This is a genomic window from Sinorhizobium sp. KGO-5 (assembly GCF_036245905.1).
Taxonomy (GTDB): Bacteria; Pseudomonadota; Alphaproteobacteria; order Rhizobiales; family Rhizobiaceae; genus Sinorhizobium; species Sinorhizobium meliloti_A.
The window spans coordinates 312,940-325,095 of sequence record NZ_BDIZ01000005.1; the positions used below are offsets into that span (position 1 = coordinate 312,940).

Consider the following 12,156-nt stretch of genomic DNA (forward strand, 5'->3'; position numbering starts at 1 on the left):
GTCACCCGGTTGCATGCGACGCATCGTTTTGTCGAGCGGAGCTGCCGGCGCAAAGGGCAAGGGCCGCAGGATTGACGCTCGCGCCGTGTTCGGCTCCAATGGAAAGCAGGCGACGGGAGGAACAGATGAAGGCAGTGCGTCTGGAGTCGGTGGGCAATATCTCCGTTCGGAACGTCGAGATTCCCGTGCCCGGGCCTGACGATCTGCTCGTCAAAGTGGAAGCTTGCGGCATCTGCGGGACCGATCGTCATCTTCTTCATGGGGAATTTCCGTCGACGCCACCGGTAACGCTCGGCCACGAATTCTGCGGCATCGTCGTTGAAGCCGGGAGCGGCGTTCGAGACATCGCACCGGGTGCGAGGATTACCGGAGATCCCAACATCTCCTGCGGTCGCTGCCCCCAGTGCCAGATGGGCCGGGTCAATCTCTGCCGGAATTTGCGCGCGATCGGCATCCATCGCGACGGCGGCTTCGCCGAATACGTCCTGGTGCCGCGCAAGCAGGCGTTCGAAATTCCGCTTGCTCTCGATCCCGTGCACGGCGCTTTCTGCGAGCCTCTCGCCTGCTGCCTGCACGGTGTCGATCTTTCGGGCATCAAGGCGGGCTCGACGGTGGCGATCCTGGGCGGCGGCGTGATCGGCCTGCTGACGGTGCAGCTCGCGAGGCTCGCCGGCGCCACGACGGTCATTCTGTCGACACGCCAGGCAGCGAAGCGTCGTCTGGCCGAGAATCTCGGCGCCACCGCATCGGTCGACCCGTCGGCCGGCGACGTCATCGAGGCGATCGCGGGTCCGGCAGGTCTCGTCCCCGGAGGGGTCGATGTCGTCATCGAGTGCGCCGGAGTCCCGGAAACGGTGAAGCAGTCGACGCGCCTCGCCAAAGCGGGCGGTACGGTCGTGATCCTCGGCGTGCTGCCGCAAGGCGAAAAGGTCGAAATCGAACCGTTCGACATTCTCTTCCGCGAGCTCCGCGTGCTTGGTTCCTTTATCAATCCCTTCGTCCACCGCCGCGCGGCCGACCTGGTCGCGGCAGGCGCGATCGAGATCGACCGGTTGATTTCACGGCGCATATCGCTCGATGAGGCGCCTGGTGTCATTTCAAATCCCGCCGCTGCCGGCGAGGTGAAGGTATTGGTGATCCCGTCCGCCGAGCGGGTGGCGCAGCAGTAGCGATTCCATAGGAGAACCGTTGGTTCGAGAGGCGGAACAAATATCTTCGCTTTCTTGTCGATTCCCGAATTTTCGGGGTTCCGCTGGCGAAAACATTTGCCTATAAGCCGCTTCTAGCCTGAAAAGACCATCAATGCGCGACCCGGCCGGTGACCTCCCAACCTGGCCGGTTTTTCGCGCAGCTAGAAACGGATGATTGCCCATGCCGAAGCGCCAAGACATCAAATCGATCCTCATCATCGGCGCGGGGCCGATCGTCATCGGTCAGGCATGCGAATTCGACTACTCCGGCACCCAGGCGTGCAAGGCGTTGAAGGAGGAAGGCTACCGCGTCATTCTGGTCAACTCCAACCCGGCGACGATCATGACCGATCCGGGACTGGCGGACGCGACCTATGTCGAGCCGATTACGCCCGAGGTCGTCGCCAAGATCATCGCCAAGGAACGCCCGGACGCGCTGCTGCCGACCATGGGCGGACAGACGGCGCTCAACACGGCCCTGTCGCTGCGCCGCATGGGCGTGCTCGACCGCTACAATGTCGAGATGATCGGTGCGAAGCCCGAGGCGATCGACAAGGCGGAAGACCGTGCCCTGTTCCGCGAGGCCATGGCGCATATCGGCCTGGAGACGCCCAAGTCGCGATTGGCGAACGCCACGGACATCAAGGACCACGACCGCAAGTCACACGAGGCGGAGCGCTCGGCCCTCAAGGCGAAGCTTTCCGGTGACGAACTCGACAAGGCGCTGGACGAACTCGAAAACCAGTGGAACCTGGGCGAAGGCGATCGCAAGCAGCGCTATGTGAACCATGCCATGGCGATCGCCGCACAGGCGCTCGACGATGTCGGCCTCCCCGCGATCATCCGGCCGTCCTTCACGCTCGGCGGCACCGGCGGCGGCATCGCCTATAACCGTTCGGAGTTCTTCGAGATCGTGGGCAGCGGTCTCGACGCGTCGCCGACGACAGAAGTCCTGATCGAAGAATCGGTCCTCGGCTGGAAGGAATATGAAATGGAGGTCGTCCGCGACAAGGCGGACAACTGCATCATCATCTGCTCGATCGAGAACATCGATCCGATGGGCGTCCACACGGGCGATTCGATCACCGTTGCGCCGGCGCTGACCTTGACCGACAAGGAATATCAGATCATGCGCAACGCCTCGATAGCGGTGCTGCGCGAGATCGGCGTCGAAACGGGCGGCTCGAACGTCCAGTTCGCCGTCAACCCTGAGAATGGCCGCCTCGTCGTCATCGAGATGAATCCGCGGGTCTCGCGCTCCTCCGCACTCGCATCGAAGGCGACCGGCTTCCCGATCGCCAAGATCGCCGCCAAGCTCGCCGTCGGCTATACGCTCGACGAGCTCGAGAACGACATCACCGGCGGCGCGACGCCCGCATCATTCGAACCGTCGATCGACTACGTCGTCACCAAGATCCCCCGCTTCGCCTTCGAGAAATTCCCGGGAGCCGAGCCGACGCTCACGACCGCAATGAAGTCGGTGGGCGAAGTCATGGCGATCGGCCGGACCTTCGCCGAATCGCTGCAGAAGGCGCTGCGCGGGCTTGAGACCGGGCTGACCGGACTTGACGAAATCGAGGTTCCTGATTTCGACGACAACGGCGACGGTCGCAATGCCATCCGCGCTGCGCTCGGCACGCCGACGCCGGACCGCCTGCGCATGGTCGCCCAGGCGCTGCGTCTCGGCATGAGCGAAGCCGAAGTGCATGAAGCCTGCAAGATCGACCCCTGGTTCATTGCCCAGTTCAAGGCGATCGTAGACATGGAGGCGCGCATCCGCGAGCACGGCCTGCCCACCGACGCCGAGAACCTGCGCATGCTGAAGGCGATGGGCTTCTCCGACGCCCGGCTTGCGACGCTTACCGGCAAGCGTCCGAAAGAAGTGGCAGAGCTCCGCAACGCACTGAACGTGCGCCCGGTCTACAAGCGCATCGACACCTGCGCGGCCGAGTTCGCATCGCCGACCGCCTACATGTATTCGACCTACGAGACGCCTTTCGTCGGTGCCGCCCGGTCGGAGGCGCAGGTTTCCGATCGGAAAAAGGTCGTCATCCTCGGCGGCGGACCGAACCGGATCGGCCAGGGCATCGAATTCGACTACTGCTGCTGCCATGCCGCCTTCGCACTGAAGGACGCCGGCTACGAAGCGATCATGATCAACTGCAACCCGGAGACGGTTTCGACAGATTACGACACCTCCGACCGGCTCTATTTCGAACCCCTGACGGCAGAGGACGTGATCGAGATCATGCGTGCCGAACAGGAAAACGGCACTTTGCACGGCGTCATTGTCCAGTTCGGCGGCCAGACTCCGCTGAAGCTTGCCGAAGCGCTGGAAAAGAACGGCATCCCGATCCTCGGCACCGCGCCGGACGCGATCGACCTCGCCGAGGACCGTGATCGCTTCCAGAAGCTCCTGATGAAGCTCGACCTCAACCAGCCGAATAACGGCATTGCCTACTCCGTCGAGCAGGCCCGCCTCGTCGCCGGCGAAATCGGCTTCCCGCTGGTCGTGCGCCCGTCCTATGTTCTCGGCGGTCGCGCCATGCAGATCATCCATTCGGAAAGCATGCTGCAGAGCTATCTGCTCGATACCGTTCCGGGGCTGGTTCCTGAAGATATCAAGCAGCGCTATCCGAACGACAAGACGGGCCAGATCAACACCTTGCTCGGCAAGAACCCGCTCCTCTTCGACAGTTACCTGACGAATGCGATCGAAGTGGACGTCGATTGCCTTTGCGACGGCAAGGATGTCTTCGTTTCGGGCATCATGGAGCATATCGAGGAAGCCGGCATCCACTCGGGCGACTCCGCCTGCTCGCTGCCGGTGCATTCGCTCGGCACGGAGATGGTCGACGAGCTGGAGCGTCAGACGGGGGCGCTCGCCAGGGCGCTGAATGTCGGCGGTCTGATGAACGTGCAGTTCGCCATCAAGGACGGCACCATCTATGTGCTCGAAGTGAATCCGCGCGCTTCACGCACCGTCCCCTTCGTCGCCAAGACGATCGGCGCGCCGATCGCCAAGATCGCCGCCCGCGTCATGGCCGGCGAAATGCTCGACGAGGCGATCGCCGCCTATGGCAAGAAGCCGGATCCGCGCAACCTGAAACATATCGCCGTCAAGGAGGCCGTGTTCCCCTTCGCCCGCTTCCCGGGCGTCGATACGCTGCTTGGCCCGGAAATGCGTTCGACCGGCGAGGTCATCGGCCTCGACACCGACTATGCGCTGGCCTTTGCCAAGTCGCAGCTCGGTGCCGGCGTCGACCTGCCGCGCGACGGAACGGTTTTCGTTTCGGTTCGCGACGAGGATAAGGAACGGGTGCTGCCCGCGATTCGCATTCTCGCCGATATCGGCTTCAAGGTCATGGCGACCGGCGGCACGGCGCGCTTCCTCGGCGAGCAGGGCATCGTGGCAACCAAGATCAACAAGGTCCTGGAAGGACGGCCCCATGTCGAGGACGCCATCCGCAACCGGCAGGTCCAGCTCGTGATCAACACGACCGACGGCAACAAGGCGATCTCCGACTCGAAATCGCTTCGCCGTGCGACGCTGATGCAGAAGGTGCCCTATTACACGACGATGGCCGGCGCCGAGGCCGCGGCACTCGCCATCAAGGCACTGAAGGCAGGCAACCTCGAAGTGCGTCCGCTGCAGAGCTACTTCGAAGCCTGACCATTGCGGATTTACGCTTCTGAACGCAGCCTGAATGTCCGATTCAGGCTGCGTTCCATTGCCGCATGGTTCCATGCCCCGACATGCGGAAACGGATCACCCGTGACGCGCATGGTTGGGGCAACGACATGCAGCTATATTTCTTCGATCTTCATTGGGATGACGATTGTGTCACCGATGACGAGGGCATCCTTCACTTCGACGAGGGATCGGCGCTCTATTACGCCCAGCGCATTGCCGACAGGATCGGCCGCGACGCGGATTATGGTTCCCTGAAGGTCGCGATACGCTCGCAGGCAGGCGCGCTCCTTGCAACGGTCACGCCTTCGCGGGGCCGCGCCGCCGAACAGGGAGCCCTGCTCGGCCGCCCCCGCCCCGGCCTGTTCCCGCATCCGTTCAAAGCCGACCATGCGCCGGCCGCCACTCGGTGACCGCTACCGGATGGCGGCCCTGCCCTCGCATCGCGCCAGCCGCAGGGTCCTGATCCCGAACAAGAGCGACGCGGCGGCGAGAACGCAGCCGAGCGCGAAAACGCCCAGCATTGCCGTCGAAATCACCCGAGCGCTGACACCTTCGTCGAATCCTCCGGCATTGGCGACCGCTCCGAAAACGGCGGCGCCGATCGCGTAGCCGGCGGATTGCAGCGTCGGCAGCAGCGCCGAGGTCTTGTCGCGTTCCTCGATGGTCGAGACGTTCATCAGCAGTTGGCTCAGCGTCCCCCAGCAAAGGCCGAAACCGGCTCCGACGGCGCTCTGGCTGACGAAGACGAGGCCGTATTCGCCGGTGCCGACGGCGAGCGTCAATCCGCCGAGGCCGAGGCAAAGGCACAACGGCCCGGTCCAGACCAGCCGTATGCGCGTCTCGTGAGAGCGAAGGCTCGCGACGATGATTGCCGTCAGGCTCCAGGAGATGGCCATCAGGGCGTTCGAGAAGCCGGCGGCGGTCGGACCGAAACCCCAGAGATGTTGCAGCGCGTAGACGAGATAGACGGAGCCCGAGGCCTGTGCCAGAGGCATCAGCAACACGACCCAGAGCCCTGTTCCGAGCGGGCGGTCGAACGAAAACGCGCCGAAGGGGAGGATGGACTGCGGCGATCGGCGGTCGAAGCGAACGGTCGCGACGAAGACCGCGAGTGCAGCCGCCAGCAGCGCCGACATCCTGTAGCCGTCGGCAGCCGTATTCGAGAGCGAGATCAGCATTATGCCGAAGCCGAACGCCACGAGGCGCAGCAAGGGAACGGGTCCGGCCGTCCTTGGACCTTGCTTTGGCTGACGAAGGATTGCGACGACGAGCGCTATGAAGATTGCGGCTGCCGGTATGTTGACGAAGAAGGCGGCGCGCCAGGACCAATATTCCGTGAGCAGGCCGGATATCAGCGGCCCCCCGAAGGCGGCGGCAGCCCATACGATCGCTTCTGCGCCGAATATCTTGGGCACCAGCCGCTGCGGAAAGAGCTCCGGTATCAGCGCGTAGCACAGGGCGGCAATGATACCCTCCCCAAGGCCCTGGAGCACTCTCCCGGTCAGAACCTGCGGCATGCTGCTCGCCACCGTCGCGATGGCCGTGCCCGTTGCGAAGACGAGCGCAGCAACGATCAGCGTGTTGCGCGCGCCAAACCGGACCTTCAGGCTTGCCGCCAAGGCGCCACCGACGATGGCGAAAACGAGGTAAAGCGTGAAGGCCCAGGACAACAGGGCGGCTCCGCCAAATTCCGCGACGGCCGTCGGCAGCGCCGTCGAGACGAAGAACTCGTTGAAGGCAAAAAGCGCGACGCCAAGGCACAGCGTCACGGTTGCGGCGAGGTGGCGCGGCCGAAGGAGCTCGCTCCAGCTCCCCTCCTCCACGTCGATCTCCGTCTGCGGCGCCGGACCGGCCACTTGTGATTCCTCTTCGACTAAACTCATGATTCGGCCCCGTGTGGTTGGTATGGAGCCGGCACTGATACGACCTCAATCGCGGTTGAGGTAAAGAGGCTTTACTGAGAATCTCACCTTTATCCCAACCCACCGGAAGCCGCGGATCGACATGACGTGCCGCGCGAGGATCGCGAAAAATCTGGCTTTCGGACTTCGGATTCTGTTATAAGATCGGTTCGGTTTGTTCGGACGGTTCCGGTGCTTGCGCTCCGGAGGCCGTTTTCTTTTGCGCTGGCGCCGCCGAAAGGCGGCGCCGCGTGTTTGATGAAGGATGATGAAATGGTCGACAAGGTGCCCATGACACAGGGTGGATTCGTCAATCTGCAGGAGGAGCTGCGCTGGCGCCAGCAGGAAGAACGGCCGCGCATCATCGAAGCGATCGCCGAGGCCCGCGCCCATGGCGACTTGTCGGAAAACGCCGAATATCATGCGGCAAAGGAAGCCCAGAGCCATAACGAGGGAAGAATTTCCGAACTCGAAGACCTGATCGCGCGCGCCGAAGTCATCGATCTTTCGAAAATGTCCGGATCGAAGATCAAGTTCGGCGCCAGGGTGAAGCTCGTCGACGAGGATACGGAAGAAGAAAAGACCTATCAGATCGTCGGCGATCAGGAGGCCGACGTCAAACAGGGACGCATCTCCATCTCCTCTCCGATCGCCCGCGCCCTGATCGGCAAGGAGGTCGGCGACTCGATCGAAGTCAATGCACCCGGCGGATCCAAGGCATATGAGATTCTCGCCGTTCAATGGGGCTGACCTGCCTTTAGGGGCGCGCCGGCCCCGTGCCGCCCCTCCTCCCTTGAATTGATTGTCGCAGGCGCAAGGAGAGCGCACAGGTGGTCGATATCCGCGACGTCGAAGTGATCGCGCCCAATTTCAAGCAGCGCCTGTCCGGCGTTACCTCGACAATCATTCAGCTGGTGCCTGTGCAGCGTGCCCTTGGACAGAAGATCGCGGTTCTCGGGCCGGGCCTTCCCAAAAGCCTTCCTTCGGTCCGCTTTCGCGATCTCATTCATCTCTGGAAGAGGCCCGAAGGCCGGCCCTGCCGCGTTTGGCACGCGCGTCGAAACGTCGAAATGCTCCCGGCCATCCTTCTGCGCGACCTGCTGCGCATGAAGATCCGGATCGTCTTTACCTCCGCTTCGCAACGCCGGCATACCGGCTGGAGCAAGTTCCTCATCCGCCGGATGGACGCGGTTATCGCCACCAGCGGCAGGACGGCCGCCTATCTCAATGAACCGAACACCGTCATCCTGCACGGGATCGACACCAAGCGCTTTCAGCCACCCTTCGACAAGACGGAGGCGAAGAAGGCACTCGGCCTCGATCCCGCGAAGAAATTCGTAGGATGCTTCGGGCGCGTACGACATCAGAAGGGGACCGACCTCTTCGTCGACAGCATGATCGCCCTCCTGCCCTGCCGGCCGGGCTGGGGCGCTATCGTTGCCGGGCGGGCCACCGGCCCTCACCTCGCCTTCGAGTCGGAACTGAAGGAACGCGTCGCCAAGGCCGGTCTCGCCGACCGCATCCTGTTCGTAGGCGAACACACGAATATTCCCGACTGGTACCGCGCCCTCGATCTCTTCATCGCCCCGCAACGCTGGGAAGGCTTCGGCCTGACGCCGCTCGAAGCAATGGCGACCGGGGTCCCCGTCGTGGCAACCGATGTCGGCGCGTTTTCGGAACTGGTAACCAGCGGTTCCGAGGAGACGGGCCTCATCATCGCGGCCGACGATCTCAAGGCGATGGTCGATGCGGGAGCCGCCTTCATGGACGACCTGCCGCGGCTTGCCGCCGCCGGCGCCAACGGCCTGGCACGGACCGCCGAAAACTTCGCCATCGAGCAGGAAGCCCGCGCGATCGGAGCGGTTTACGAAAGCCTGATGCGTTGATCTTGGCTACGGCTTCGAGGCAAACAGCTGCAGATAGGCGTCAGTGATCGCTTCCCTTGAGAACTGACCGACAAGCGTCTCGTGGCCGCGCTCGGCCAAGCGCGTGCTTAGGGAATTGTCGGCCACGATCTGCTCGACGGCGCGGGCGAAACCTTCGGCATCGCCGATATCGACCATCAGGCCGTTTTCGCCGTCGCGCATGAACCATTGCGGCCCCTCGGAACGGGTCGATACGACTGGCGTTCCCTGGGCCCATGACTCGAGAATGACGTTGCCGAGCGGCTCGTGGCTGGACGACATCACGAAGACGTCGGCCGCAGCCAGGAAGGGCCTCGTGTCTTCCTGCCAGCCGGCAAAGCGAACGCGGCTGGAAACGCCGAGGTCCGTCGCGAGCTTGTGCAGATTGTCACGCTCCTCTCCATCGCCAAGCAGCCAGAGATAGATCCCCGGCAGTCTGGCGACCGCTTCGATCAGCGTATGAAACCCTTTCCGCTCGACGAATCGGCCCATGGACATCACCACGGGCGCATCGGCTGGCGTATCGAGCATTGCCCGGTCTATCGCCTCGACGCGCCCGGTTCCGGTGAAATTGGAGATGACCCTTATCTCCCGTTTCCAGCCGAGACCTCGAACGCGCTCGGCAATTCCCGGCGTGTTGCACACGATGCAGTCAGTGTTTCTGAAATAGCTCAACCGTGTCGGATAATCGCCGAGGCGCGAGATCTTGAGTGCGCCTTTGTAGTTCGGCATCAACTCGCTTGCCCGGGGCGCCCAAGCCATCAGGACATCGGGCTTCTCGCGCCGCGCCATGTGCTTCACCTTCAACGGCAGCAGGATCCGATCGAGCGAGAGGTTGCGAAAATGGCTTTCCCGGATCGTCGCGGCGCCTTCGATGTCTCGCCGCCAGCCGCGTCCGGGGCGGATGATCGCCGACTGCTCGACGCCGCGTTCCGCAAGCGCATTGACCAGGTGTACGAAGAAACGCTCGGCGCCGCCGTCCTTGCCGAAATGAAAGTGAGTGACTTTCATCGCTTTGCGACACCTCTGTCGAAAAGGTCGAGATAAGCGTCGGTGATCGCTTTTTCGGAGAAGCGCGTGCGCAAGGTTTCGCGGCCGCCGGCGCTCAGCCTCTCGCGAAGTGCCGGATCGTCGCGCAGCCGGCGAATGGCCTCCGCAAGACCCACGTCATCGCCGCAATCGACCATGAGAGCATCGCTCTCATGCGTCATCACCCAGGATGGCCCCTCAGCGCGAGAGGCTATCGTGGGCTTTCCGGCGCCCCAGCCTTCGAAGCAGACATTGCCGAGAGGCTCGTGCGACGAGTTGATGACGAAGGCGTCGCCGGCGGAGAGAAAACCATAGGCGTTGGTCTGCCATCCGGTGAAGCGGACGCGATCGCGAAGCCCGAGTTCGTCGGTCAGCTGCTCGAGCTGCTCTCGTTCCGGACCATCGCCGACCAGCCAGAGATAGGTGTTGTCCACCTCCTTCACGGCGCGGATGAGCCCTGCGAAACCCTTGCGTTTGACGAAGCGGCCCATGCCGACCACGACGAAGGCATCCGCCGGTGTCTGCAGGTCGGCCCGCGCTACGGGCGGTGCAGGCTTTGCGCGGGTGAAGTTCGCGATCACCTCGATGTCGCGCTTCCAGCCAAGTTCGCGAACCTTGGCGGCCATATCCGGTGTGATGCAGACGAGTGTCTCGACATTGGTATAGTAGCCGAGATGTTCGGGATAATCCCCCAGCCGGGAAATGCGAAATGCCTTGGCATGAGCCGGCATGAAGCGGCTCGCCCGCAACTGCCAGGCCATTATGACGTCCGGCTCGAACTCGCGAAGGACCCGGTTCATCCGCCATTTCAGGAGGAAGCGAGAAAGCGAAATGCGCCGAAAAACCCCTTCATAGATCGTAGCACTGTTCTCCAGGTCCTTACGCCAGCTGCGGCCCGGGCGGATCAGTGCCCGTTGTTCGACGCCCCTCTCATGCAGCGCATTGACGAGATTGACGAAGAACCGCTCCGCACCGCCCTCCGTGCCGAAGTGAATATGCATGACCTTCATGCCGAACCCCCTGATCGATCAGTGCGAAAGCGCATCATCCACATTCGGGCGCGCCTTCAGAGCGTGCCGCTGGTAGATCTTCGCCGCCGTCAGGAAGGCATAGACCGCCCCGGTCATGGCCTCGATGAAGCCCGACAGGCCGCAGCGCCAGAGACCGTTGCGGAAATAGAGCCTGAGAAAATAGATCGGCGGGGTGAAGATGAGCTTGTAGAAGCGCGGCCGTTTTCCGGATTCGACCTGCTGGTCCGCTTTCAGCGTCGAGTATTTGTTTTCCTTCAGGATCTGCTCGTCCATGAGCAGCGGGCGGAAATGAAGGAGACTGCCGGTCCGGGCATTGTCGACGTTTCCCTCGGGAACGATGCCTTCATGGACTTTCTGGCTAAGGTCGTAACGTCCCTTGCCGCGCCGGATCAGCCGCAAGTTCCGCCGCTCGCGGACGTTTTCGGGGGTGTAGCCATAGCCGATCAGATAGGGACGACGCGCCACGCGCCAGCCGACGGTTTCGGCCGATGCTGCGAGCAGCTCAGGCAGCAATTCCCGCAGCGCCTTGTCCAATCTTTCGTCCGCATCGATGTTGAAGCACCAGGGCTGGCTGCATTGCTCGAGGGCGAACTGCTTCTGCCCGGCATAGCCGCGCCACGGCTCGTACATGAAACGGATTGGCCATCCCGCGTCGATGTAGGATTGAACCAAAGCGGCGGTGCCGTCCGTCGATCCGGAATCGACGATCACGATTTCCGCGCACCGCTCGAGGCTCTCGATGCACTTGCCGAGATAGGCCTCCTCATTCAAGCAGATGATGAAGGCTGAAAGCGGAAGCTTGGGGGTCGTATGGCCGTCCCGCGTCGCCGGAATCGGCAGGGTTCCCTCGCTCTCGTCCTGGTAATTGCTCAATTCATTCGGTCCGCGGGGCGTTTGGTTGCGATGCTCGGCGGCCGGGCCGCCCTGCACATCAGATTTCTACCTGACATGCGTCCTTCACTTGACGGATCGTCAGCATCGTCCGCACCGTGTCGACATTCTCGGTGGCGGTCAGTTCTTCAATAACGAAATCCTGAAAGCTCGCAAGGTTTTCGGCCACGCACTGCAGCAGAAAGTCCGATTCCCCGGAGACCATCCAGGCCTCGCGAACAAGCGGCCACGAGGCGGTGCGGGCGGCAAACGCCTTCAGATTGGCATCGGACTGGTGCTTGAGGCCGACCATGCAGAAGGCGACGAGGTCGTATCCCAGCGCGGACGCGTTCAGAAGCGCACGATAGCCTCTGATGACGCCGGCCTCCTCGAGCTTGCGCACGCGGCGCAGGCACGGAGGCGCCGAGATCCCCACCCTCTCGGCCAGTTCCACATTCGTGATTCGGCCGTCGTCCTGCAGTTCGCGCAGTATCTTCATATCGATGGCATCGAGCTCGACGCGTACGACCATTGCCC

At 62.8% G+C, this 12,156-nt stretch carries 10 protein-coding genes; 5 read left to right on the plus strand and 5 right to left on the minus strand.

Annotated features, from left to right (window positions below; all coding sequences use genetic code 11):
• Positions 1 to 125 precede the first annotated feature (125 nt).
• The 3 genes from BHD07_RS22150 (at position 126) to BHD07_RS22160 (ending at position 5,294) form a co-directional block, all read left to right on the plus strand.
• Positions 126 to 1,169, plus strand: a complete 1,044-nt coding sequence (locus BHD07_RS22150; RefSeq protein ID WP_338283085.1) for a zinc-dependent alcohol dehydrogenase family protein — start codon at positions 126 to 128, stop codon at positions 1,167 to 1,169.
• Between the two features lie 202 nt (positions 1,170 to 1,371).
• Complete coding sequence (gene carB, locus BHD07_RS22155) at positions 1,372 to 4,863, plus strand: carbamoyl-phosphate synthase large subunit (RefSeq protein ID WP_100673996.1); 3,492 nt, start codon at positions 1,372 to 1,374, stop codon at positions 4,861 to 4,863.
• Between the two features lie 83 nt (positions 4,864 to 4,946).
• Entirely contained in the window at positions 4,947 to 5,294 is a 348-nt protein-coding gene (locus tag BHD07_RS22160) for a DUF6894 family protein (protein WP_338283086.1), read from the plus strand.
• A gap of 3 nt (positions 5,295 to 5,297) precedes the next feature.
• On the opposite strand, the gene BHD07_RS22165 is transcribed toward BHD07_RS22160, so the two are convergent.
• Positions 5,298 to 6,740, minus strand: a complete 1,443-nt coding sequence (locus BHD07_RS22165) for an MFS transporter (protein WP_338283144.1) — start codon at positions 6,738 to 6,740, stop codon at positions 5,298 to 5,300.
• 318 nt (positions 6,741 to 7,058) lie between these two features.
• Between BHD07_RS22165 and greA the strand changes: the two genes are divergently transcribed.
• Both greA and BHD07_RS22175 read left to right on the plus strand, forming a co-directional pair.
• The gene (greA, locus tag BHD07_RS22170) at positions 7,059 to 7,535 is read left to right on the plus strand and encodes a transcription elongation factor GreA (protein WP_003529568.1); all 477 of its coding nucleotides are present in this window, start codon (positions 7,059 to 7,061) and stop codon (positions 7,533 to 7,535) included.
• Positions 7,536 to 7,615: 80 nt separating this feature from the next.
• Positions 7,616 to 8,671 carry a glycosyltransferase family 4 protein gene (locus BHD07_RS22175; RefSeq protein ID WP_338283090.1) on the plus strand — a complete coding sequence of 352 codons (1,056 nt, stop codon included), beginning with the start codon at positions 7,616 to 7,618 and terminating at the stop codon, positions 8,669 to 8,671.
• Between the two features lie 6 nt (positions 8,672 to 8,677).
• Here BHD07_RS22175 and BHD07_RS22180 read toward each other — a convergent pair whose 3' ends face one another.
• The 4 genes from BHD07_RS22180 to BHD07_RS22195 form a co-directional block, all read right to left on the minus strand.
• The gene (locus tag BHD07_RS22180) at positions 8,678 to 9,700 is read right to left on the minus strand and encodes a glycosyltransferase (RefSeq protein ID WP_338283091.1); all 1,023 of its coding nucleotides are present in this window, start codon (positions 9,698 to 9,700) and stop codon (positions 8,678 to 8,680) included.
• Positions 9,697 to 10,728 (minus strand): glycosyltransferase, encoded by a 1,032-nt coding sequence (locus BHD07_RS22185; RefSeq protein WP_338283093.1) that lies wholly within the window; start codon positions 10,726 to 10,728, stop codon positions 9,697 to 9,699. Before BHD07_RS22185 ends, BHD07_RS22180 begins: the two co-directional genes overlap by 4 nt.
• Positions 10,729 to 10,746: 18 nt before the next feature.
• The gene (locus BHD07_RS22190; RefSeq protein ID WP_338283145.1) at positions 10,747 to 11,583 is read right to left on the minus strand and encodes a glycosyltransferase family 2 protein; all 837 of its coding nucleotides are present in this window, start codon (positions 11,581 to 11,583) and stop codon (positions 10,747 to 10,749) included.
• 97 nt (positions 11,584 to 11,680) lie between these two features.
• Positions 11,681 to 12,151, minus strand: a complete 471-nt coding sequence (locus BHD07_RS22195) for an Lrp/AsnC family transcriptional regulator (protein WP_003529557.1) — start codon at positions 12,149 to 12,151, stop codon at positions 11,681 to 11,683.
• Between the last annotated feature and the right edge of the window lie 5 nt (positions 12,152 to 12,156).